Genomic DNA, 25,259 nt, shown 5'->3' with positions numbered 1-25,259 from the left:
ATCGACAGTTTCAGGTCACTGCTCAACAGGTTCGATACCTCCGTTGAGAGTTGGAAAGGGTTCAACTACCTATCATTCATCGTAATCGCCCTGAAAAAAATCAAACTAAAAAAGTTTAAATGAGTTCATTTAGTAAAATTCATTTGTATTTACCGTTCTATTTCAAATTTGAAGCCTCTTATCCGTTTGCCGATTCCTTTGTAATGGTGTTAAGTATTATTGCTACCGTTTTGCTGGCCAAAAAGAAAATAGAAACTTGGTATTTATGGATTGTTGTCGATTTGGTTTGTGTATTCCTATTTTTTAAAAAAGGAATTGTCTTTTTAAGCTTGGAATACTTTGTTTTCTTGTGCCTAGCAACGTTTGGATTGTTTAATTGGAAAAGACAATTAAGTAATGGTTAAAGCATTTATTTTCGGGAAGTTTATGCCTTTTCACAAAGGACATGAAGCAATGATAAATTTTGCTTTGACGAAGTGCGACCATCTATCTGTTTTAGTTTGTTGCAGCGACAGGGAAAAAATCCCTTCCGAAACAAGAAAAAATTGGATTGAAGATACGTTTAAATCAACACAAAACATTGAAGTCAACACCTTCAGTTATAGTGAATCCGATTTACCAAATACATCAAAATCTTCCCGAGAAGTTTCAAGTTTATGGTCAGAAATATTCAAGGAATTATACCCTGACCATGATTTGGTAATTACATCGGAAGAATATGGCGACTATGTTGCTTCATTTATGAAAATCAAGCATATTCCTTTTGACATTCCCAAACAACGCTATCCCGTTTCCGCTACTGCTGTTCGGAATGATCTATTTTCAAACTGGAAATTTTTGCCCCCAAGTGTAAAACCTTACTTTGCCATTAAGGTGGTCATACTTGGAACTGAAAGTACCGGAAAAACCACACTCGCCGAAAAACTTGCGAAGCATTACAACAGCAGCCTGGTAAAAGAAGCCGGTAGAGACCTTATTCCTAATTCCAATTCATTTGAATTTGAAGACTTACATCTAGTGGCATCGGAACACGCAAAGCGAATCAACCAAAAAAAATGTGGTGAAAGTCCCCTGATTATAATTGACACCGATATCCACACAACCATGTCATACGCAAACTTCATTTTCAACAAAGACCTGAAAGTAGATGATCCAATTTATAACTCAAACAAAGCCGACCTGTATCTCTACCTCAATAATGACGTGAAATTTCAGCAAGATGGAACACGTTTGAGCGAATTGAACAGGAATTTATTGGACTTGTCAAATAGAAAAATCCTAAAAGAAAAGCATATTGATTTTGTTGAAATAAAGGGTGGGTGGAAACAACGGTTTAAAAGCGCCTTAATGGAAATTGACCTGATTATAAAGAAAAACGAACAAAGGGTATAATACGGTATAAGTAGATTGCAATTACGAACCCCTAAAATGGAAATAAAAACTTTAGAAGGCGTAGATAAAAAAAGCATCTTACAAGCTTTTAACCATGCTTTTTCCGACTATTTCATTTCGTTTAAACTAACCGAAGAACAACTAAGCGCTAAAATGCTTGCGGATAAAATTGACCTTGACCTATCGGTCGGGGTCTTTGACAATGGAAAACTGATAGCCTTCATTTTACACGGATACGACAGCATTGACCACAAAAAAATAGTGTACAACGGAGGGACCGGGGTTATTCCGGAAAAAAGAGGGTCGGGACTAACAAAACAGATGTATCGATTCATTCTTCCCGTTCTCGTTGAAAAAGGAATAGACACTCTTCTACTTGAAGTGATTACCAAGAATATTCCAGCAATCGCCTCCTATAAAAAATCCGGATTTAAAATTAAAAGAGAACTATCTTGCTACAAGGGATACGTTGAAATTTCAAAAACGACCGAGCACATCGAAATCAAGCCATTACAGCACTATAACTGGCCGTTGATGGAATCCTTTTGGGAGGTTTTCCCTACTTGGCAAAACTCAAAGAACGTTCTCACCGCCCTAAAAGATACCAACATTTCTTTAGGTGCTTTTATAGAAAATCAGTTCGTCGGATATCTTATTTTTAACCCAGTTAGCCAACGGATACATCAAATTGCCGTCAGCAAGGATCACAGAAAAAAGGGAATAGCTTCCGCCTTAATTTTAAGACTAAACGAAAAGTACGGAAATACACTCTCAGTAATCAATGTAGATAAAAAGTCAAAGGCCATAAACGCTTTTTTTAACCAAATCGGACTTGAAAACCATCTTGAACAAGTAGAAATGGAACTGGAATTGAACAAAAACCATAGCAATCAAGGGTAAGCACGGCACGAGCCCGGAAGTCCGCCAAGTCCTTACATATCCAACCATTCCTTAAAAGCGTTCGCCTTTCCGCTACTGATTACCTGGTCTCCGTCCGGGGCCGGTTCCAAGAGTAAATACAGGCGACCTTTAAAATAGGGCGTTACCTCCTTTACGGCCTGGATGTTTACCACCAATTGACGGTTGGCCCTAAAAAACATCTGGGGGTCCAATTGCGCTTCCAATTGGTCTAGGGTATAGTTGATCACAAAGCGGTTCCCCTTAAAATTGACCAACAGCACCACGCCTTCTTCCGCAATAAAATAAGCTACGTCGCTCGTGGAAATGCTTTTTATCACCTGCCCGGTTTTTACCATAAACCTGGTCTTGACTTCGCGATACCCCCGTTCCAACACGGAGTTTTCAATCAAATTCCGCAAGTTTTTCATCTCGGAGGAAAGCGCTTCCTTATGCAGGCTTTCATACTTTTCAATGGCTTTTTGAAGTTCCTCCTCCTTGATCGGCTTTAACAAATAATCGACACTGTTGACCTTAAAGGCCTCTATGGCATATTGGTTATAAGCCGTCGTAAATATAACAGGGCAGTCGATTTTTACCTCCCGCCACATCTCAAAGCTCCGGCCATCGGAAAGATGGATGTCGCAAAAGATCAGGTTCGGCGCATCATGGGTATCAAACCATTCTATGCCTTCCTCGACCGACTCGATCCGGGTCAACACCTCATAATCGGGCCTGAGCTTTAGAACGAGTTCTTCGAGGGCATCTCCGGCCAAGGGCTCATCTTCAACTATTACTATTTTCATAATTCTCCACTTTTAACAACGGAAGCCTGGCTATAAATTCCTCCTCCGTCCTTACCCATTCCACTTCTTCTTGGGAAAGGAAGCTGTAACGCGTTTTTAGGTTTTTCAAGCCTGTTTTTGTCGAAGTAGTCTTTTCAAACCTCGGGCGAAGCCTGTTGCGTACCACCAACTTTCCTTCCTCGATATAAATTCTTACCTGTAACGGATTTTTAGATGTGGACCCGTTGTGCTTTATGGCATTTTCGATAAGTGTCTGCAAGGCCCCGGGAGGCAAAAAGTAGGATAAGCTATCCTCGGGTATGTCCAAGTTTATTTGCAGGGCCTTTCCAAAACGGGTTTCAAGTAGAAAAATATAGGCTTTGCTTACTTCCAGTTCCTTTTCCAGGGAAATCAAGGCTTCATCGCCATACGCGAGAAAAGAACGGTATAGGTCCGACAGCCTTTGGGTAAACTCGGTCGCCTTCCCTGGGTCTTTGTGGATCAACGACCTCAGAACGTTTAGACTGTTAAACAAAAAATGGGGCTGCACTTGGTTTTTGAGTCCCTCTAACTGGGCTTGATAATTTTCTTTCTGAAGCCTTGCCGAGCGCAGCATTTCGGCCTGCAATTGGTTTTTGTGCCGTTCGCGCTCTACAAAATAGTAGAAGAACAAAGAGATAAAGGTGCCCGATATAAATGCCGTTCTCACACGTACCGGCAAAAGCCCTTCCTCCCCAAAGATTAGGACCAAGGGAAGGTAATTGGTTACCATATAAATGAGCAAGGTGGAGGAAATTACGATCAACATTTCAATAAAAAGCTTCAGAAAACGGTTGATTTCCATGAAAAACCGATGCTTCATCCATACCGAGATCAAACTGTGGGTCCCGAACAAGGTGAGCAGAAAGACAAAGGCAAAGAAAAGTTCTTGCAACTCATATATAGAGAAAAAGAACTTCACCTTCCCCACGTTCATATAGATTACCGTTTCAAAAACGACAAGCGTGGTGAGGGCCGCTATTCCGATTTTTTCAAGGACCATTGAAAAACGCGAACGCGACGATTCCCCTTGGGTTGGGCTATTATTTTCTTCTTTAGCTTTAATAAAAGATACCTTGTGTTTAAGATAAAAATATAAAATATTTCTGTTCTTTCCCGATTGCATACTTCTTTGGTTTCAATGCTTATACTACCGCCAATTTCCTAAAATTCGCTTACCTATCCTTCCGTTTCATTCCCTTCATATCCCGATTCATTTATCCCATATCCCGATTCATCGGAAACCACTTCTACAAGCCCTGCGATCACGGCATATTTGCTACTGAAAACGATAAAACACAACAACTTAAAATTTTGCCGTTATGAAACTTTTTCAGCTAATTTTCGCATTAATGGCCCTATTTGTAAGCCAATTTTTGTTGGCCCAAGGCCCGAACCTCAACGGAACGTTGTACGACCAAAACGAGGAACCCGTTTCCTTTGCGACGGTCGCCTTAATGAAACTGCCCGACTCGACCATGGTTACCGGAACAATGAGCGATATAGACGGACAGTTTAGTTTGAAGCCCAAGCTTACCGGAACGTATTACCTGCAGTTTAGCGCCATAGGATACACCCATACCCTCACCCCGGAATTTGAGATTACCGGTCCCGGATTTAGTAAGGATTTTGGCAGCATCACCCTTAACGAAGAAACCACCATGCTCGATGAAGTAGTCGTAAAGACCTGGAGGCCCCAGGTGCGTGCCGAAAACGGAAAAGTGGTAATGCGGGTCGCAGGAAGCTCCCTTGCCGCAGGAAACACCGCTTACCAGATGCTGACCAAGGCACCGGGCGTATCCGTCTCCCAAAATGGCGATTTTCAGATCAACGGTAAAGACGGGGTCGCCGTCATGATAGATGACCGCCTCACTTATTTTTCTTCCGAAGAACTTAAAATCCTACTTGAAAACATGCCTGCGGAAAATATCGAAAACATTGAGGTGATCACCAACCCCTCGGCCAAATACGATGCCGAAGGAAGTGCCGGTATACTCAACATCACCCTAAAAAAGAATACCCTTAGCGGTATAAACGGAAGTGTTTATACCGGAATAAAAATGGGCCGGCAAACCCTCTTCAACGGCGGTGCCAACCTAAATTATAAAAAGGGGAAATGGAACTCCTTTTTAAACATAGACGCCTCACAACGGGGCTTGGTAAGGGATGCCTTCTCTTACCGAACCTTTCCGGAGGTTAGCACCTATAGCTATTATAGTCAGGATGGGGTACAGACCAGCAAACGTTTTGTTCCATCGCTCAAGCTCGGAACCGACTATGACTTAAACGAAAAACACAGCTTGGGAATCATGGGGAATTTTACGTACCAAGACCGCAAGCAAGACTGGAACCTTAAAAGCCTTGGAATTATGAACAACGATACCTCTGTGGATATCGATGCCAAAAACCATATGGATGAAAGTTTTGGAAATGCACGGATCAACCTTCATTACACAGGAAAACTCGATACGCTGGGAACCCGCATATCGGCGGATGTCGATTACGTTAGGTTGCAAAAGGAAAGCGAATCTCAATTCAGGAATCAATATTTGTATTCAGAAGATGGTTCTGACCCCTTCGAAACCCTATCGAACGAAAGCAACTCCGACTTCGATATCTATGCCGCAAGAATCGACTTCAGCCTACCCTTGTCCCCTACCTCAACGCTTGAAACAGGCGTAAAGGCCAGTAAGGTAATTTCAAACAGTGCGCTGCAGGCCTATTTGGGCATAGGGGAAGGCAGTACTTTAGATCCAGACGGAAGCAATGACTTCCGATATGAAGAAGAAATCTTTGCCGGATATGTAAACTATAGCAACCGCATTAACGATACCTGGAATATTCAAGGAGGATTGCGCATAGAAAAAACCAATGGCCAGGGGCAATCCTTTATCCTCGATCAAACGAATAATAACGATTACCTCAATCTGTTCCCCAATGTTTCCGTTGAACAGCAAGTAAACGATAATTACAAACTGAATTATTCCTTTAGCAGGCGAATTACCCGTCCGAATTACCAGTTAATGAATCCATTTCTGTTTTACCTAGACCCTAATACGTCTATCGTAGGTAACCCCGATTTACAGCCTCAAATATCCAACGTCATTAAATTAGGGCAGACCTTTTTTAGAAAGTACAATCTTATACTGAGTTATGATTACACGAAAAACTATATGGCCGAAGAACCAACTACCGATCCCATAACCGGTAAATCTACATACACCACGAGTAACCTGGATTATTACAAAAGTTACAATGCCACGGTAATTGCACCGATCCAATTGGCTTCCTTCTGGCAAACCAATAATCACCTGAGCCTAACCCACCAAAACTATAAAATGGAAATGGACAACGAAATAATCAATAACAACAACCTCCATTTTATGGCCCAAACCAACCACCAGGTCAACCTTCCAGCGGATTTTAAACTGGAGGTGAGTGCTACGGTCAACGGACCAACGATTAACGGAATTTATAATATCGACGGCCAATGGTGGGTAGATGCAGGCATTAAACGCTCTTTTATGGACAATAAACTGAACGTTTCCCTAAGGGCCACCGATATTTTTAAGAGTATGGACATGACAGTCGATGCCACTTACGGCGGAAACTACTTTAACCTCAAACAATATTTCTGGCAACAGGCCCTAAGCCTTAACCTACGCTATAGCTTTGATAAGGGCAATAAAGCCGAACGGGAAGTTCGAAAAAACAGCTTGGAGGAAATAAACCGGGTGGGCGGCAACTAATTTTGCTCATTTTATAATTGCCAACACCGTTCGAGGCCTTTTCAAGTGTATGGAATAGGCCTGCTCAAGGCGCATCCCATCGATTGTGGTGATGCGCCTTCTTATGGTCAATACCCAAGGGGAAGGATAGAAAGACCCTATAAGCAAATTATATCCCCTTTATCGATCCTCGATAGGGTACCACGGGGAAATAAACCTCGTTTTTTTATAAAAGAATTCTCCCCAGAAACACGAACATTAATGATAATTTGATGAATTTTGCACCGTCCTAAAAAGGGATTTTCCTAGAAAGACCTACCGCCCATATGTTCAATTGCAAGGTTAAAAGGATAGCATCTATTTATATCGAGAAAAATGACCGAACTACTATTCCTAATTAAATTGGCCGTTGCCATTGTCTTTGTTATCGGCCTATCCCTTCTTGCGGAAAATGTGAGTCCGAAGGTCGCCGGAATTTTATCGGGATACCCCACCGGTTCCGCCATAACCTTATTCTTTTTCGGACTGGAAGTAAGTCCCGATTACGCCGCGAAAAGTGCCGTTTACAATATGATCGGACTTACCGCTGCCCTATCGTTTGTCTATATTTACTACATCGCATCAAAGTACTTTGTCAAGCTCAACATCCTCCTTTCCTCCTTATCGGCCATACTCGGTTATTTTATAATAGTTTGGCTATTGCACCTTATTGAAATCAATATATTTCTAGCGATATCCATACCTATTGCTTTTGCATTACTGTACATCTACCTGTTCAGGGAAATCAAGAACATTACCATTGAGACCAAGGCCAAACTCAATCTTAAGATTCTTTTTGTGAGGGCCTTTTTTGCCGCTTTGATCATTTTGCTGATCACCAGTGTTCCCAAATTCGTGGGCCCCAACTGGGCGGGGCTTTTCTCTGCCTTCCCCACGACCCTTTTCCCCTTAATGTTGATTATCCACTATACCTACTCCAAAGAACACGTACATACCGTAATTAAAAACGTTCCCATAGGGATGTTTTCTTTGATCATTTATTCATTAACGGTATCTATCGTCTACCCCTTGTTCGGGATATACCTAGGTACCCTTATTTCATTCGGGACCGCTACCCTCTACCTCTTGGTTTATTCAAAAACCAAAAGTCTGATCAACAATAGAAAACGAGTGGTCGAGTTAAAAAAAAGGACGCATTAAATCCATTAAAAATTGCCCAATAGTTTCATGGCTTCAGGAAACTGACCGAACTTGGGTGTCAGGGTTTTAGTATCTTAGATCTTGTAAGTGAGATAGTATCGATAACAATAGAATATTGTTGGCAACAAGCCCAAAAAAATGAACAAATTATTACAAAGCGACTTATCAGAACTCGAATCCCTTCTCGAAAAAGTAAAATCACAAGGCCTTGATTATATAAATACAATAGACGACAGGCCTACTTCTTCCCACCAAAAGATTCCTGAAACGCTCGGGCTAGACAAGCAAGGGCTTGGAGGGCGAGAAACCTTGCAATTATTCAACGAAAGGTTCGAACCCCTAATAGTGTCTTCTTCCGGACCAAGGTTTTGGGGCTATGTCATTGGTGGCTCTACCCCTGCTTCCATTATGGGAGACTGGTTGGCAAGCATCTATGACCAAAATCCACAAGCCATAAAGGGAACTGGAGATATCTCCGCCAATATAGAATTGGAGACCATCCAATTGATTTTAGACCTTTTTGACCTGCCCAAATCCTATGTCGGGGGATTTGTCACCGGGGCCACGATGTCGAACTTCACTTGTTTAGCGGTCGCCAGGCAATGGATCGGAAAAACCGCGGGCAAGGATTTTGCAAAGGAAGGCATTACTGAAAAAATACCTGTCCTGACCGCCACGCCCCACTCTTCCGCCATTAAATCACTGGCCCTTTTAGGTATGGGCAGCAATAACATCGTTAAAATAAAAACCATAGAAGGCCATAGGGAGGCTATTTCAATCGACGATCTAGAAGCCCAAATCAAAAAATTAAACGGTCGCCCCTTTATCCTTATCTCAAGTGCAGGAACCGTAAATACAGTGGACTTTGACGATTTTAAGGCCATTAAGAAATTAAAGGAAACGTATAATTTTTGGTGGCACACCGATGCCGCCTTTGGAGGTTTCGCCGCTTGCTCCAATACCCATAAACACTTTCTCGAAGATTGGGATTATTCCGATAGCATAACCCTTGACTGTCATAAATGGCTAAACGTGCCCTATGAAAGTGCCGTTTTTCTGGTAAAGGAAGAACATCGCCTATTACAAACTGAATCTTTTCAAAATTCCAATGCCCCCTATCTCGGCGACCCATTGGAGAATTTCAATTACCTTAATTTTCTTCCCGAAAACTCAAGACGCCTTAAGGCCTTGCCGGCTTGGTTTTCCTTAAGGGCATATGGTAAGGAAGGCTACACCTCCATTGTAGAAAACAGTATTGGTCTGGGTCAATATTTTGGGAAGAAAATAGAGGAAAGCCATGATTTTAAATTATTGGCCCCAGTTCGATTGAACAATATTGTCTTTAATCTAAAGCGCAAACCCAACCAAAATGTATTGGATGCTTTTTTAAACCAATTAAACGGCTCCGGCAAAGTGTTTATGACCCCGACATTTTACCATGACGAAAAAGCGATCAGGGCATCGTTTGTGAATTGGAGGACGACCGAAAAGGACGTGGACTTGGTATGTGAAGAAATGCAGCGAATCATAAATGCAATTTAAACAAAACAAAAAACGAAATGGGCCTGCACTTAAGAACCGGAAGTTTTAGCTACGAAGTTGGAAGGAGTGATTTTCTAGCTTCGTTTTTTGACACCATTGAGATTCGACTTACGAAAGGCCTATTTGGAAAAAAATATCCGACCGTACTGAATGAGTTTTACAACGGAAACCTGAAATATGAAAATTTGGAAAGGGCTGAAAAAGAATTAATCGATATTCAAAAGCGGTTGAAAAAACATAAGCCGTCAAAAGTTGTTTGGGACAAATTTGACTTGAACAAAATGCCGCCTTGGGGAGGTAATATTAGTTCGCACATTACCGACTTGTCGAATTACTTTGTGACTTCGGACGGAAAAGATTTATTTAAGGTGATTTTTCAAGCAATAGAAACTGCTAAATCTGAAAAAAGTGGAATCACAATTGAATAACAAAGATCCGAGGCGAAAAACAAAACTACGCTTACTAATCCATGACCTTATTCTTCTAGGAAACTGACCGACCTTGACGTTAAGCTTTTAGTATCTTAGATCTTGTAAGTGGGATAGCATCAATAACTATATCCCATTGTTATAAAATATTTTGACCGACGAAATATGCCAAGCAACCATCGGCAAAACGATTATTCCTGCATCTAAAAAGGCGAATTATTTATTATGACGGAATTAAAAATGATTTGATTGAACTAATAGCTTAGTCTAAATAAAAACGGCCCCAATACAACCCAATGAAGGCATCAGGACAAAGCAGAAAGTTCAGTATCTATTTCCTATGGTGCCAAATTGAAAATTACCGGTTAACGAAATATTCAAATTTAGCTTTGGACAAGAAAAAACATATACTAAACTTTAGCCCCGTGTTTAGGCAAAAAGCCAACACTATTTTGTCGCAGTACCGTTAATCGTCCACGTATTGTAAGTTGCATAATCTCGATTCTACCTTCAAATTTGCTTTTGTTAATAATAAAACCCTGGTCGCTAAGACTAGGTGAGCCGCCTTTACAGAACGTTTGCGGTTCCACGACAGGGAGTTAGAAGTCCCATTTCCGATGCCTTAGAAAACGAAAGGCCCAGCCCCTTTAAAACCTTCGCAACAACTTCCATTTTTCCCAAGTCTTTCCAGATTTCGCCCCTAGATTTGTCCCATAATTGATTAAAACCATATAAATATGTAGACAGGATCAATGTGATCACAGTATTGAACAGCTTAAAAAAATTACAATGAAAACGAAAAAATTAATTGAATTCCCCTCTATGAAAAACACAGTAAAATTACCCGTAATCGCAATGGCATCGTTTTTAACCCTTTTTACCTCTTGTAGTGACGATGACGACAGTAACTCCAATGATATCTATTTAAGTGAGGATGAGATTCCCGAAGCGATCCAGAGCTACATCACCACACATTTTGGCGATAACTCAATATTTCAAGCGGAAAAGGAAACTGAAAACGACGTCGTAAGCTATGAAGTCAAATTAAGCGATAACACCAGTCTAGAGTTTAACAGCGATATGGATATTGTTGATATCGACGGCACATCAAAACTTCCCGATTCGGTACTACCGGAAGCTATACGCGACTATACCGCCACCCACTATCCGGATAATTATATTACGGATTGGGAATTGGAACTCAACCACCAACAAGTAGAATTGGACAACAATGTTGAACTGGAATTTGATATGAACGGAGATTTTATCAGGATCGACAACGACTGATAATCGCTTTCCCCCAGCAGTAGGTACAACAAAAGAAACCTACCCATAATAAAAATAGCTAGGCCCTAACCTAGCTATTTTTTGTTTGCAAACATTTAGAAACCGGCTTCCTTGTCCCCACAAAGTATTTCCCACTACCATCATACCAAAACAAGACCGGCCGATATAGTTTATCCGGGTTTCTATTCGATTTTGATTCCTTACTTTAGTGGTTGCAACAGGCATCAAGCACGGTATAAGAACTATGATGAAGTCAGAACAAAAAATGTAAGCGAAGCTTCCGAAACCAAATACAGGCTCGTATTTGCAAATGCAAATACATTCCAAATGGATTGTCAGTATCTATCGAAATGCATTACATATTGAAAACAGCCCTTGTTTACAGCGATATGGATAAAAAACCGATAACAAATATTTCGCATTTAGCTTCGTGCACAGACGGAAGCCTTAGCAACACAGGAAAAAAAGTATCGTAACAAAAACTAAGTTTGAGTTACGTATTGGATAAACCATAGCAACTAAAGCATGAAAAAAATAACGAAAAGAAAAGCCTTGATTTTAATATCAACTGGATTGTTTATAATTACAATTACGCCAATAGCATCCCGTCTCATGGAATTTCCTGATTTTGTTAAAGGTGCTCCAATTGGAATCGGAATTGGCTTATTACTTACGTCTTTGATTTTCGGAAATTTCAAAACGGAGAAGGAGTAGAAACGACTGAAATTATTGAAGTTGAAAAAAAATTGGGTATCTAAAATCATAATAGCCGCAAAATAACCGTTGTCAACCATAGACATAAAACACCGCTAAAAACCCGATTCTACCATTTGATAAACCCTATACCCAATGAGCTTTTTTAAAAAAATATTCAAAAAGAACAGCGAAACGCCGACAGGCGAAACAAAGCAGCCACCGAATGGAGCCTTGAAAGCCGAAGAAAGTACCTCAGCCGTTCCCGAGCCCATTATTGAAGCCTACAAAGACAAAGTCCCCCCATACTTAATCGACCTATGGAAATCGAACGGATTCGGAAAATATGACAACGGATTGATCCAATTGGTAAACCCCAAAGATTTTGAGCCTTCGCTATGGACATGGCTCGGGCAAGAAGTAGAAAACTACGTTCCCTTTGCCATTAGTGCTTTTGGGGAGCTGTTCTATTATCGGAAACTAACGGAAACGGACGAAGATGTGTGTATGATAGATATTCAATACCGAAAAATAGAAACCGTAGTATGGAGCCTTCAATCATTTTTTGAAGACTTCCTTACTAATGAGGAAGATCGCGAAGAATGGCTAAGGGAAACTTTATTCAAACAAGCGATTGCCGAACAAGGCCACTTGGCAAAAAACGAAGTATTCACCTTCACCCCTATTTTGGCCTTGGGCGGAGCAATGGAAACGAAATATTTGAAAAAAGGAAATGCCCAGGTCTATCAAGACATTGTATTTCAAATGACCATGTAAAAGCCTTACAACGACTTTTATACCAAAGGTCGGCCATACGATTGAAACCCAAATGAGCTACACCGTATTCATCCATAAATTCAAAGATGGCGATTCGGCCCATATACCCTTTGATGAACTAGAGCAAATTTTATCCGCCTATGGAAAAATAGAAACGGGAAGTTTTGGCTTAGAATTTATTTCGAGTGTTGGCGAAATGTTCGAATATGCCACATTAACAGGCTCAGTAGAAGATGGGATAAGCGGAATATCCTTTGATAGACCAACTCTTAATGAAACCTTTCCCTTGCTTATATTCGATTTGCTCAAAATCAAAAACACTTGCTTTTTCGGTACTGATTTGGAATTCGTAAATTCACGATATGATATGACAAATCATTATCCGAAATCCCTTATTGAAAACCTCCCCGAAAAGCCAAAAGTCATTTCGCACCCGAAAGAAAATTGGCCCTTTGAATAAAGAATGGGTTCAAGACAAGATCCCGCTATTGCAAGCGTCACAAAGCCCCTTTCCCATACACCACGTATATCCCGTAAAATAAATCATATCACGAGTAGGCTCTTTTAGGGTAGCATAGACCCGAAACCTGAACACTAGGCGAACCGTCACCTATGATTCTCAAGGTTTCCCTACCTTAGTTCCTCTATGTAGGATTGCATCTATCACTATATCCAATTGTTGTCGGTAATGTAAAAAAAAGTCGAAAACGATTACAACAAGGCAAGATTTGACTAAAATTATCGGCTAAATACTATGGAACTTTGCATAAATCAAGAACAGATAATTATGCAAATATTAGTAACGGGAGCTACCGGAAATCTAGGCTTTTCAGTCATTGAAACATTATTAAAGAATATTCCAACTGAAAACATCTCTGCCTTTGTTCGTGGAGAAGAAAAAATATCAGAGATAAAAGCAAAAGGAATAAATGTTTTTCAGGGAGATTATGATAATGTATCCGCTCTCAAAAGTGCGATGGCGAATGTAGATACAGTTCTTTTAATTTCAGCAGGCGACCAAGGCGACCGAATGCAACAACACAGGAACGTCATTGATACCGCTAAAAAATCAGGAGTCAAAAATATAGCCTACACAAGTAGGGCAATGCGGAATAGGGAAACACTCGCCCATCAACTTATGGAAGAACACTTTCTTACAGAAGATTATATTAAGAAAAGTGGGCTAAATTATACCATTTTTAGAAACACCTTATATATGGATGTACTTCCAATTTTCGTAGGCAAAAATGTATTTGAAGCGGGTATTTTTCAACCTGCGGGAGATGGAAAAGTAGCTTTTGCGTTAAGAAAAGAAATGGGAGAAGCAATAGCAAATGTGCTGTCAAATGAAGATTGTCAAAACAAAACATACAAATTCACAAACAATGAGGCTTATTCATTTTATGATATTGCCAAGGCATTGACAACACTTTCAGGAAAGGAAGTGAAATACAATCCAGTAAATATTTCTACATTTCAAGAAAGAATGAGACTAACAGGAATACCAAAACCAATGCTTCAAAAAGTAGTTGAATTCAACACCGATATAGAAAATGGACAGGAAGACGAAATAACCAATGATTTAGAAAATAAATTGGGACGCAAACCAACAACACTAAGAGAAGGACTAAAAACACTCTTTGAATTATAAAAATTCATTGCACTATGTCAAAACCATATAATATAAAATCTATAACTGAGTACCATAAAGTTATGGATTTGCCAAAACCTGAACATCCGCTTATTAGTATAATAAAATTTGAGGATATTAAACGTAATGAAACCAGCCCAATAAATATTACGAATGATTTCTATTCCATCGCTCTAAAAAAAGATTTTAATGCCAAGTTAAAGTATGGTCAACAGGAATATGATTTTGATGAAGGTGTATTGCATTTTATGTCACCAAAGCAGGTTCTTTCTTTTGAATTCAGAACGAATGAAGAATTAAGCCATAAAGGGTGGTTATTACTTGTACATTCCGACTTCCTTTGGAACACTCAGCTATCAAAAAAAATAAAGGAATATGAATATTTTGACTACAAAATAAACGAGGCACTGCATTTATCCGACAAAGAGGAAAAAATGATTATTGGTGTAATTCAAAATATTGCTCAAGAATATCAAACTAATATTGACCATTTCAGTCAAGATGTAATCATTGCACAGCTAGTGTTATTGCTGACCTATTCAGAACGTTTTTATCAACGTCAATTTACTACACGAAAAATCACAAATCACACGATCTTAAACCAATTTAAAGAATTGCTATCGGCTTATTATAGTGAAGGAAATTTAATAGAAAATGCTATACCAACGGTTCAGTATTTTGCAAATGAACTGAATTTATCTGCCAATTATTTAAGTCGTTTACTAAAAAATTTAACAGGGCAAAGTACAAAGCATTTCATACAGGATAAAATAATTGATTTAGCAAAAGAAAAGTTATCTACCACAGATTTGTCGGTTAGTCAAATTGCATATGAATTAGGTTTTGAGCACATACAATCTTTTAGCAAATTATTTAAAAGTAAAACTGACTTTACACCCTCTGAATTCCGAGAATCATTTAACTAAAAAAATAAAACACTACCGCCTAAGACGGTAACCGTTGCACAACCCGACATAGAGTCCAACACCCTTACTTTTGAAATAAAAAAATCATAACTTACTAATTTTAAAAGGGTATTATTTTTATTACTTATCAGGATTGACATATTTATTTTAAATTTTGAGTTGTGCAACAGGCACAAGGCCTAAAATTCATTGCTTGCGTTCCGATAGCCACCGGGGTTCGAACAAATTACCTAAGCCCAAGCTTTTAAACCATTCCTAAACCGAGCATTATGGCCAAAACCAGAAAATCACCTATTGACATGAATAGGGAAGAATTTCAAAAAGTCGGATACCAACTTATTGACGATATTTCAAATTTTATTCATTCCATAGACCAAAAACCGGTGACCCCCAATGAAAGTCCGAGTACATTGCAAGCTATATTGGGCCATTCATCATTGCCAGAAAACGGAAAACCGGCCAAGGAGCTAATTTCAAGAACGACCGATCTACTGTTCAACCATTCCTTACTCAACGGCCACCCCAAGTTCTTAGGTTATATTACTTCTTCAGCCGCTCCGATTGGTGCCTTGGCCGATTTATTGGCGGCTTCGGTCAACCCTAATGTGGGAGCCCATATCTTGAGTCCCATTGCCACCGAAATCGAAAAACAAACAGTAAAGTGGTTGTGCGAATTTATCGGTGTTTCATCAAACTACGGAGGCTTGTTGGTCAGTGGTGGCAATATGGCGAACTTTACGGCTTTCTTGGCGGCAAGAACGGCCAAATCCCCAAAGAACATTAAAGAAGACGGCATTCAAAACGCTACGAACCAATTGACCGTCTATTGCTCTAAAACCACACATACATGGATCGAAAAAGCGGTCATCTTATTTGGCTTGGGCACGAAATCCATACGTTGGATCGCTACCGACGCCTCCAATAAGATGGATACCCAACTGCTGGAAACAACTATCAAGGAAGACCTCAAAAACAACTACACCCCCTTAATGGTAGTGGGTACGGCGGGCGATGTCAGTACGGGAGTCGTTGACAACCTGAACGAACTATCCGCTATTTGCAAAAAATATGACCTGTGGTTCCATATTGATGGTGCCTATGGGGCACCTGCCGCCATAGTGCCCAAATACAAGCATCTGTTCGAAGGAATCAAGGAAGCCGACTCCATTGCCCTAGACCCTCACAAATGGCTGTACAGTCCCCTCGAAGCGGGATGCACCTTAGTCAAAAACCCGCAACACCTGATAGACACCTATAGTTCGCATCCCGAATATTACAATTTCAGCAACACTGATGGCGAAATGGCCCAAAACTTTTACGAATACGGACTCCAAAACTCCCGGGGTTTTAGGGCCCTAAAAGTGTGGCTAAGCTTACAACAAGTCGGCAGAAGTGGCTATGAGGCCCTCATCACCGAAGACATCGAACTCTCTAAAATGCTATTCGACCTCGCCCAGAAACATAACGAACTCGAGGCCGTCTCCCAGAATTTGAGCATTACCACCCTCAGATATGTCCCCATCGACCATGATACGGACAACGACTATCTGAATACCCTGAACGAAAGCATACTGAACGAATTACAAACGGGCGGTGAGGTCTTTTTATCGAATGCCATAGTCAAGGAGCAATATTGCTTGAGAGCTTGTATCGTGAATTTTAGAACCTCTGAAAAAGACATTGAAGAAATTATCGGCATCATCACAAGCGTGGGAACAAAGCTTCATAAAAAACTATCTGCCGTAACGAAAGACACCGAGACAGAATAAAAGGAGTACACCCCCAAGGGCGCCAAACACTAAAACCAGAAGTACGCTTTATCTTTCGGGAAGTCCCCTAAGGAATCGCCCGTTGGGCCATCTTCACTACCAGGGGCAATATATCCTCCTGTTTTTGGCCATACGCATTTCAAAAAGCACATGGCATAATCCCTTTACCGTACCAGAGACCGTGGTAAAAAATTATCCTGATTTTTCTATAGTCAAAGAATCAAGACTTTGTTTTTATTTCCAATGCTTAGCTTGCGGATCATTCATCCCATATCATCCCATATCATCCCATATCATCCCATATCATCCCATATCATCCCATATCATCCCATATCATCCCATATCATCCCTAAAATGAAAATAAAGAGCATACTACAAACGGTACTGATCATCTTGCTATTCGCGGGCTGTTCGAAAGATAAAGACAGTCCGACAGTACCTGAAATAGGAAACCAAACTCCCTTGCCCAAAGTTATCTCTGTTGTATACAGCCATGAGCGTTCCGGAACATACACCATGTCTTACGATAAAGAACAACAACTAACGGCCATCGATATCATATTATACCAAGACAATAATGACATCCATTGGACAGCAGCGGTGGAATACGATGCCAAAGGTTCGGTAACGCGGGTACTTTTAGAGAATGTAGATACCATGGATAATGCCTATACCTACGATACCGTCTTTGATTATGATGAAAATGGCGATATGGCAGATATCATTTTCACCATAGGCGGTGATGTTAAGCCAACGACTTTCCTCTATGACCCCGACAACCATATTTATAAACTTGATGGGGATTTAGGAAACTTTCCAATGAGTTGGGGGTTTGACCAAGACAAGCATCTAACGGAAATGGTTATCAGTGACAATTATTTTAAGTTGACCTCTTCAGGAAACGAAAAAGGCGTTTTCCATAATCTAGATCCACAACCGGCATTGACCATATGGTATGGATTGCTTTTCTATCTATCTCCCCATGAGCTTTATTTTTTCCACCAAAAAGACCTGGACCGTTTTGAGGCGGACACTTTCTATTACGATTATGGAGAGAAAGTACGTGATGGCGACGGAAACCTGATCGCTTTCAAAATGCTTCCTGACGACCCCTTGGGCGTGAGCATTAGCTATACCGTTAGTTACGAAAATTACTGATCAATCGCTTCGCCATAGACAACGAACATAGAGAAAAAAATATCATCCAAATGAAGACAATACCCATCCGCAGCATTTTAAGGCCTTGTTTTGGTCTTTTTATAGGTATAGGCCTGCTACAATCTTGTAACAACGATGATGGCACCGTACAAAAGGCCCTTGGTGAAGAAACGGGCATAACCTTGGGGTATCCGAATTCCATAGTGCGGACGACCTTTAAAAATGGAGGTAATGTAGGGCCCAACGAAATTGACTGGAAAGGCGAAAAGGGCACACTTTCCATGTTCACGTCAAACGAAACCCTTACTGATAACCATATCAAATTCGAGGAAGAAAGCGGTATCATTTTTTGGAGTCGACTTTTACCCTTGGGTACTTATGACCTGACCATCACGGCCAAAAACAATAAGGAATCCGTTAGCACCACAATACAGTTGGTCAATCGGTTTGACCAGGGATATTTTAACGGTGGATTTATCGCCGGAAACCCCGAAGAAATACCAAATTCACCCATTCCTTCAGAGTTCGGGATTATCCTCAATGAAGACCAGACCTTTGGCATGATAGATTTTGACGACCCCACATTTTCGGCATCGGGCACTTGGGAAAACCTGGAAGACGCGGCCATAGCCATAGAATACACCTCCAACGGTGAAACGACTTATATGAAGGGCCAGGTAGACGATCAGGAAGAAATAACGCTTATAGGAACCTATGGTGACGAAAAAGACGCTTCAGGGGAAATTCTAGATCCCAAAGGAAAGTTTTTATTTAAATGGGATTGAAAACCTAACCATCAACACTGCCTTCACAAATAAATACTATGAAAACATCATACTTCATTCCCATCGCAGCATTTCTATTCTTCGCTTGTTCGAAAAGCGATGATACGGTCGTATTACCCCCAGAACTTAAGGTATCGCCCATTCTCAATACGAGTTATTTTCAGAAAGGGGAAAGTCCCTTGCCCGAAGTACAATGGAACGGTAAACAAGGGGAATTCGGATTGGAAAACACCCTTCAAGGCCTTTCCCTCGATGTAGAAAGCGGACAATTATCGTGGGACCGCACATTGCCCGTAGGCGTACATATCATAACACTTTCCGCACAAAACAACGCCGGTAAGAATGTAGCCTCCCTAACCATCAACAATCAATTTAAAGGGACTTTTAAGGGGACCTATGCATCGAGTATAGCTTTTAGCGAGACGATATTCAAAATTATGGAAATGGTTTTTAAGGCGGACGGTACTTTTAGCGGCTATACACAAAACGAATTGGACAATGGCGATATACAGGATCCCAATTATTTTAATGGAACCTATGTTCTAATAGATGATACAATGGAGGGTAGCATTCAATATGAGAATAGTGAGGCGACCTACCCTTTTGAAGCCGATTTAAACACAGCGGGTAAACTCAAGGGCTACTACATCATAGTCGATTTTCTAGACAGTAAGACCACATTCGACCTCAATTTTAAAATTCAGCAATAGTTTTTGGGGGAACAAACGTATCCTTTCCGATTATATAGGGATACAAACCTCCTAATGGCCTCCAGAAAAGGAAACCCAAATCAGTGTCGATTCTTTGAGACCCAAACTATCCGGACATTGAAGTTCCCTCCCCTTTCTACTTTTACCCAACCCTATGCACATGGTACGTTCGTCCCGTAATCTACGGAAATGGGCCGGCATGTTTGGGGTAAAAAATATCGCCTATGAAAAAGTATCTTTTTTTATCCGTCGTATCCCTCATTGGCCTCTTTGCGACTGGTTGCAATAACGATGACAATGATAGCCCAAAGCCTACACCCGAAAACCAAAAGCCCGGCACTTTTACGGTGCAAGTTTCCCAAATAACCGAAAATAGCGCCCTATTGAGCTGGAATGCCGCTGTAGATCCCGATGACGACCTAGTCAGCTATACCCTATTTCTAGAGGGCAATGAACTAAAGACGAAGCTGGAAACGACCGGTTTCCCCTTAGAAAGCCTTACCGCCCAAATCGATTATAAGGGCAAGGTAGTGGCTTCCGACGGCAACGGCAATACATCAGAGGCTACGTTTGCCTTTACAACGGAGGAAGAAGAAGAAGAAGAAGAAGAAGAAATCAATACTGACGGAGTCTCCATCGCCTGGGAAAAATCATTTGGGGGTTCTAAAATTGACATGGCCAATTCCTTGCAACTAACGGTCGATGGCGGTTATATCATAGCGGGCACTTCCGAATCCGATGATGGTGACGTAGGGGGCAACAACGATGCGGAAAATTATTTGGGAGGGGATTTTTGGATCACTAAACTAAGTAACTCAGGGGATTTGCTATGGGAAACCAACCTAGGGGGATCAAGTGATGAGGCAGGGAACGATATACAGCAAACCGCAGATGGGGGATATATCGTCGTTGGAACGACCTACTCCAATGATCAAGACATTAGTGGAGACGCTTCTGCCGCCGATTTTTGGATCGTTAAACTGGATGGTTCCGGAAATTTGATTTGGGAAACGAATTACGGCGGAAGTTCCAATGAGGAAGCCACCTCTGTAGCCCAAACCTTGGATGGCGGATATATTGTCGCCGGTTTTTCAGCTTCCTCCGATGGCGATGTAGGCGGTAATAAGGGAGGATTGGACTATTGGATACTAAAGCTCGATAACGACGGACTATTGGTGTGGGAAAGCCATCTTGGCGGAGCTGCCTTCGATATTGCAAAATCTGTTGAACAAACCAGCGATGAAGGCTATATTGTGGCAGGATATTCCGAATCCATCGATGGCGATGTAGGCGGTAATTATGGGGAGAAAGACTATTGGATCGTAAAATTGGATGCCTTGGGCGATTTGCTTTGGGAAAAACATCTAGGAGGTTCACTTGAAGATTATGCCTATGACATTCACCAAACCACCGATCAGGGGTATATCGTAGCAGGATATTCCGAATCGTCGGATTTTGACGTAAGTGCCAATCACGGAAACAAGGATTACTGGATCGTAAAATTAGATACTTCAGGAGAAATAACTTGGGAAGTCAACCTTGGAAGTTCTTCGGTCGATACCGCCTATGCCATCGAGCAAACCTCGGACCAAGGATACATTATTGCCGGTAGCGCCGGAACAACCGACTTTGATGTGAGCGGTCCCACGAATGGAGGGTTTCTCGATTATTGGATCGTAAAGCTAAATTCGTCCGGTGAATTGACGTGGGAAACAAGTATTGGAAGTCCGGAAAACGATTACGCCAATGCCGTTCAACAAACTGACGATGGCTATATCGTAGCCGGTTATACACAAGGTATCGGAGGAGATGTCAGCGGTACAGGCAAAGGCCAATGGGACTATTGGGTGGTAAAATTGGAGTAAGCCTGTTTTTTAGCTTTCCTCCCCCCTCTATCACCGTGCGATTCCGGGGTCGAATACGAAAAATACTTTCCGAAAGCATACCAATTTCACCGAGTCAAAATGAGGTCTAGAAGGCACTATAGCTTTAATTATTATCCTTTATTCGGTCTTGCTCCTCTTCGGAAGGGTTTCTTTCTGCCTTTTCCTTATTAAAATTAGAACCAAAATTATAGGCCAATTGAAAATATACATTTTGACGGGACCAATCACTTATAATATCGGCATCAATGGTATCATAGTTAATACTACCTATAAATTTACGATTCAGAATCTCCTCAATACCTAAATTTATTTTTAACCTATCATCCATAAACTTTTTGCCGAGGGCAAAACTAAGTCCCGCTAGCCAATCGTGTTCTATTTGCCCTTGAAGTCCCCCAGTGGTATAGTATCCCGTCAATTCTGAATTGATATCCCAAGGCAGGCTATACTCCAGGTTGGTATACCACGTAAAACTCCACTTATCCAAATCGAGTTTTGGGGCCAAACTCTCCGACTCATATTTATTATAGTTTACGATAATTCCGGCATAACCGTCCAAGCCCTCAAGAAAGCCTACAGGGGCAAAACCCCTAAAGCTCCAATTCTCTCTTTTGGCAAGGTTGATTACCGACCTAGAGGTTTGGGCCGTGACATCGTTCTGCGATATTATTTCGAACAAGGCATCGTCTGTATTTTTATATCCTACGCTAAAAAACGGTTGATTGTCATAAGTCAAATTAAATTGGAAACTATTGGTGAATTCAGGTTTTAAATTCGGGTTCCCTTGCTCAAAGGTATAGGGGTCGTAATAATAGACGAATGCATTTAGGGAATTATAAGAAGGCCTTAAAATTCGATAGCTATACGACAGGTTAGCCCCCAGTTTGTCATTGATTTTTCTATCGATACTGGCACTAGGAAATAATTTCGAAATCCTTCTACTTCTCACCTCGTTTAGATTTGTAGATGTCCCCTTCGTATAACTGTTTTCCCACCGTAACCCGCCGGAAAACGACCAATTTTCCCATTTTTTCACCATTTTAGAGTATATGGCCAAGATATCTTCATCCACTAAAAAACCATTACTTTGGTCAGCATCCAAAATGAAATTACCATCAGTGTTCCGGAAAAAAGAACTTAAGTCACTATCAGTGGAAACCCTAGAATATTTAGTTCCGAACATCCAATTGGAACCTTCCCCCAAAGTACGTTTATAGTCTCCCTTATAGGTCAATATTCGATATTTCCCATTCTGAAAATACCGTTGGTCGTCGTATGATATTTCACTCGGCCCGAGCTGATATAAATCATTAACATTGTCGTTAGTATAATCAACATAATCAAAATCTAGAATAAACTTGTTTTGTTCATCTTCGAACTTATAGTACGGGTTTATGTTATAGGTTTTCCTATTACGGTCAAAGCTATTTTCCGTGAGCAAGGTTTCCGATGATGATGCCTCAATAATTTGCGTACTGTTAGATGCAATCCTATCGGAATCGGTATGAATAAACCGTGTTCCAAACCCTATGGTGTGATGCTCATTTATATAATAGTCTAATCCCCCATTGAAGCGATACGTTTTTGGATTGTAGGGTGAAATGGTCGATTGGTCATAAATCTCCCCATTTACCCTTCTAGTAATAAAAAGGTCTTCCCTCCACGCCGATTTTCTATAACCGGCACCTACCTGCCAATTGATCTTGTTCTTGTAACTGGTAATTGAACCACTCACCCCATATTCAGGTCGATTATCATATCCCGAATAAAGTTTCAGGTTTCCATTCGTGCCCAGTCTTACATTTTTTTTGAGGATGATATTGATCAATGGACCTGACCCCTCAGCGTCAAACTCGGCACCAGGTTGTTGCACCAATTCAACCTTTGCGATATTGTCTGCGGGGAGGTCGCGCAACAAGGATGAAATATCCATATACTCGGTCGTCTTGCCATTGATCAAAATGGTCACGCCTTGTTGCCCGCCGTAAGTAATGTTGCCATTGGTAACGATAATCCCCGGCACCTTCTTCATAACATCCTGTAGATTGGAACTCACCATTTCGGATTGCTCCAAATCAACTATTAATTTTTCCGCCGTTTGTCGGATTACCGGGCGATTGCTTGTCACGACTACCTCGTTCAAGGATTGGGCCTGTTCCTCTAGATTAAAGTTCATTTCTACATTTTTGTTTTCCGTCGAAAGCGAGAAATTTTCAGACTTTATTGTCTTGAACCCTAGTACGGAAACTTCCAACAAGTAGGTAGAATCAGGAATCCCTTTAATATGATAATATCCCTTATCATCGCTTACCGCCCCTTTTACCAAAGTATTGGTTGATGCCTCGTATAGTACTACATTGGCGAAGGCAAGGGGATGTCCCGATGTATCAATTATGTTCCCTGACACACTATTCTGGGCCGATAAAATACCGATTTTCAGTACAAAAAAGACGGCCACGCTCTTAAAAATATGCATATAAAATATCGTATAAGAATATCTTCGGACGAAGATATTTCAATCACGCATTCTTGTTTTTACACTAAAGTGTGGTTTTAGCTTCATCAATTACAATTTCGGCTATTTACGTTCTTGTTTTAAATGTCTTTCGAATAGCCTGCACAACTTTCCCAAAAGCCAAAATTTAAGACGGCCTGTTTTTCTATATCAAATAGGTTTACGCCAACCTTTTCCGAAGGCTTTTTCGTTGATCATCACCTTATTTTAAAGGGAAAAAAGTTATATTTATAGCCATAAATTCGTACACGAATACGACTCTATGACCTACACAAAAGATTTTTTTTCCTTTGAAAATTCAGTTGGTGAAATTCCTAAAGGAAGTCAAGAACAAGCATTAGATTATCTAGAAGCCATAAAAGCCTTCTCAAGGGCCACCTACAAAAGCATATATGTAATTGATTATCAAAAAAGAGGGTTTGAATACGTCTCTGACAACCCGTTGTTCCTTTGTGGCCATACGGCCGATGAAATCAAGGAGATGGGATATGCTTTCTACTTCAAATATGTAATAAAGTCCGATTTGGATTTACTCATTAAAATCAACAAGGTAGGCTTCGAGTTTTATGACAAAATTCCCTTAGAAGAACGCAAAGAACATACCATTTCATATGACTTTCATATAAAAAACCAAGAAGGAAAAATCATTCTAATAAATCAAAAATTAACCCCAATGTTTTTGACCGAAAACGGCAAAATATGGAAAGCCGTATGTATCGTATCCTTATCGGCCGAACGACAAGCGGGGAATATTAAAATCTATAAAAAGGGAAATCATAAAATTTTCAAGTATAACCTAGATGGCGACTTCTGGAAAGCGGATGAAAAAATAAAGCTCTCATCTCGGGAAAAAGAAATATTGCAATTGTCGATTAGAGGCTTAACTATAAAAGAGATAGCCGAATCAATTTACGTATCGCCCGATACGGTAAAATTTCATAGAAGAAAGTTATTCGACAAATTAGAAGTGACCAACATATCAGAAGCTATCATGTATGCCACCAATAATAAACTCATTTAAGGTTTTGAAATCCTGTTAAATATAAGATTACCTGTGACTTCCTATATTCAAGAATTCAATATGGTCGACA

23 protein-coding genes and 1 pseudogene are annotated in these 25,259 nt (G+C 40.6%); 20 read left to right on the top strand and 4 right to left on the bottom strand.

The annotated features are described in order from the left end of the window. The 4 genes and pseudogenes from B4Q04_RS22995 to B4Q04_RS21615 all read left to right on the top strand — a co-directional run. Positions 1–123 (top strand): annotated as a pseudogene (locus B4Q04_RS22995) (IS5 family transposase); the annotation flags it as partial. Next, positions 120–404 (top strand): nicotinamide riboside transporter PnuC, encoded by a 285-nt coding sequence (gene pnuC / locus B4Q04_RS21625; protein ID WP_088698076.1) that lies wholly within the window; start codon positions 120–122, stop codon positions 402–404. The pseudogene B4Q04_RS22995 and the gene pnuC, both read left to right, overlap by 4 nt. Further along, on the top strand, positions 397–1,392 hold the full coding sequence (locus B4Q04_RS21620) for an AAA family ATPase (protein WP_088698075.1): 996 nt from the start codon (positions 397–399) through the stop codon (positions 1,390–1,392). Before pnuC ends, B4Q04_RS21620 begins: the two co-directional genes overlap by 8 nt. Before the next feature lie 36 nt (positions 1,393–1,428). Beyond that, positions 1,429–2,292, top strand: coding sequence for a GNAT family N-acetyltransferase (locus B4Q04_RS21615; RefSeq protein ID WP_088698074.1), 864 nt, complete (start codon positions 1,429–1,431; stop codon positions 2,290–2,292). A gap of 32 nt (positions 2,293–2,324) precedes the next feature. On the opposite strand, the gene B4Q04_RS21610 is transcribed toward B4Q04_RS21615, so the two are convergent. Genes B4Q04_RS21610 through B4Q04_RS23105 form a run of 3 tightly spaced genes read right to left on the bottom strand, consistent with a single transcriptional unit; the run spans position 2,325 to position 4,415 of the window. Continuing rightward, a complete protein-coding gene (locus tag B4Q04_RS21610; protein ID WP_088698073.1) occupies positions 2,325–3,095 on the bottom strand; it encodes a LytR/AlgR family response regulator transcription factor in 771 nt (256 codons plus the stop codon). Beyond that, on the bottom strand, positions 3,076–4,239 hold the full coding sequence (locus B4Q04_RS21605) for a sensor histidine kinase (protein ID WP_088698072.1): 1,164 nt from the start codon (positions 4,237–4,239) through the stop codon (positions 3,076–3,078). The genes B4Q04_RS21610 and B4Q04_RS21605 overlap by 20 nt, the downstream gene beginning before the upstream one ends. Before the next feature lie 53 nt (positions 4,240–4,292). After that, entirely contained in the window at positions 4,293–4,415 is a 123-nt protein-coding gene (locus B4Q04_RS23105) for a hypothetical protein (protein ID WP_262507919.1), read from the bottom strand. Positions 4,416–4,435: 20 nt separating this feature from the next. Between B4Q04_RS23105 and B4Q04_RS21600 the strand changes: the two genes are divergently transcribed. From B4Q04_RS21600 to B4Q04_RS21525, 15 genes are all read left to right on the top strand, one after another. Beyond that, the gene (locus B4Q04_RS21600) at positions 4,436–6,862 is read left to right on the top strand and encodes an outer membrane beta-barrel protein (protein ID WP_088698071.1); all 2,427 of its coding nucleotides are present in this window, start codon (positions 4,436–4,438) and stop codon (positions 6,860–6,862) included. 354 nt (positions 6,863–7,216) lie between these two features. Continuing rightward, complete coding sequence (locus B4Q04_RS21595; protein WP_088698070.1) at positions 7,217–8,041, top strand: hypothetical protein; 825 nt, start codon at positions 7,217–7,219, stop codon at positions 8,039–8,041. A 138-nt stretch (positions 8,042–8,179) separates the two neighbouring features. Beyond that, positions 8,180–9,583 carry a pyridoxal phosphate-dependent decarboxylase family protein gene (locus B4Q04_RS21590; RefSeq protein WP_088698069.1) on the top strand — a complete coding sequence of 468 codons (1,404 nt, stop codon included), beginning with the start codon at positions 8,180–8,182 and terminating at the stop codon, positions 9,581–9,583. Between the two features lie 17 nt (positions 9,584–9,600). Then, positions 9,601–10,011: an immunity 70 family protein gene (locus B4Q04_RS21585; RefSeq protein WP_013994568.1), complete on the top strand. Its 411-nt coding sequence runs from the start codon at positions 9,601–9,603 to the stop codon at positions 10,009–10,011. 822 nt (positions 10,012–10,833) lie between these two features. Further along, complete coding sequence (locus B4Q04_RS21575) at positions 10,834–11,298, top strand: PepSY-like domain-containing protein (protein WP_161496098.1); 465 nt, start codon at positions 10,834–10,836, stop codon at positions 11,296–11,298. Positions 11,299–11,823: 525 nt separating this feature from the next. After that, positions 11,824–12,012 carry a hypothetical protein gene (locus tag B4Q04_RS22550; protein ID WP_123772415.1) on the top strand — a complete coding sequence of 63 codons (189 nt, stop codon included), beginning with the start codon at positions 11,824–11,826 and terminating at the stop codon, positions 12,010–12,012. Between the two features lie 135 nt (positions 12,013–12,147). Further along, on the top strand, positions 12,148–12,768 hold the full coding sequence (locus B4Q04_RS21565) for a T6SS immunity protein Tdi1 domain-containing protein (protein WP_088698065.1): 621 nt from the start codon (positions 12,148–12,150) through the stop codon (positions 12,766–12,768). A 52-nt stretch (positions 12,769–12,820) separates the two neighbouring features. Continuing rightward, positions 12,821–13,228, top strand: coding sequence for a hypothetical protein (locus B4Q04_RS21560; protein WP_088698064.1), 408 nt, complete (start codon positions 12,821–12,823; stop codon positions 13,226–13,228). 327 nt (positions 13,229–13,555) lie between these two features. Then, positions 13,556–14,419, top strand: a complete 864-nt coding sequence (locus tag B4Q04_RS21555) for an SDR family oxidoreductase (protein WP_088698077.1) — start codon at positions 13,556–13,558, stop codon at positions 14,417–14,419. A gap of 14 nt (positions 14,420–14,433) precedes the next feature. Beyond that, positions 14,434–15,345 (top strand): helix-turn-helix domain-containing protein, encoded by a 912-nt coding sequence (locus tag B4Q04_RS21550; RefSeq protein ID WP_088698063.1) that lies wholly within the window; start codon positions 14,434–14,436, stop codon positions 15,343–15,345. Between the two features lie 269 nt (positions 15,346–15,614). Next, positions 15,615–17,114, top strand: coding sequence for a pyridoxal phosphate-dependent decarboxylase family protein (locus tag B4Q04_RS21545; protein ID WP_013994559.1), 1,500 nt, complete (start codon positions 15,615–15,617; stop codon positions 17,112–17,114). 354 nt (positions 17,115–17,468) lie between these two features. After that, positions 17,469–18,272 (top strand): hypothetical protein, encoded by an 804-nt coding sequence (locus B4Q04_RS21540; protein ID WP_088698062.1) that lies wholly within the window; start codon positions 17,469–17,471, stop codon positions 18,270–18,272. 50 nt (positions 18,273–18,322) lie between these two features. Continuing rightward, complete coding sequence (locus B4Q04_RS21535) at positions 18,323–19,057, top strand: hypothetical protein (protein WP_088698061.1); 735 nt, start codon at positions 18,323–18,325, stop codon at positions 19,055–19,057. A gap of 38 nt (positions 19,058–19,095) precedes the next feature. Beyond that, complete coding sequence (locus B4Q04_RS21530) at positions 19,096–19,767, top strand: hypothetical protein (protein ID WP_013994556.1); 672 nt, start codon at positions 19,096–19,098, stop codon at positions 19,765–19,767. 224 nt (positions 19,768–19,991) lie between these two features. Then, positions 19,992–21,632, top strand: coding sequence for a fibronectin type III domain-containing protein (locus tag B4Q04_RS21525; RefSeq protein ID WP_088698060.1), 1,641 nt, complete (start codon positions 19,992–19,994; stop codon positions 21,630–21,632). 124 nt (positions 21,633–21,756) lie between these two features. Here B4Q04_RS21525 and B4Q04_RS21520 read toward each other — a convergent pair whose 3' ends face one another. Further along, a complete protein-coding gene (locus B4Q04_RS21520; RefSeq protein WP_088698059.1) occupies positions 21,757–24,129 on the bottom strand; it encodes an outer membrane beta-barrel protein in 2,373 nt (790 codons plus the stop codon). A gap of 301 nt (positions 24,130–24,430) precedes the next feature. On the opposite strand from B4Q04_RS21520, the gene B4Q04_RS21515 reads away from it, so the two are divergent. Continuing rightward, positions 24,431–25,189, top strand: coding sequence for a response regulator transcription factor (locus B4Q04_RS21515; protein WP_088698058.1), 759 nt, complete (start codon positions 24,431–24,433; stop codon positions 25,187–25,189). The last annotated feature ends 70 nt before the right edge of the window (positions 25,190–25,259 follow it).

The sequence above is a fragment of the Zobellia sp. OII3 genome (assembly GCF_002211465.1).
Classification (GTDB): Bacteria; Bacteroidota; Bacteroidia; order Flavobacteriales; family Flavobacteriaceae; genus Zobellia; species Zobellia galactanivorans.
Note: the sequence above shows the minus strand (reverse complement) of the source record. Positions and strands in the feature narration are given on the sequence as shown.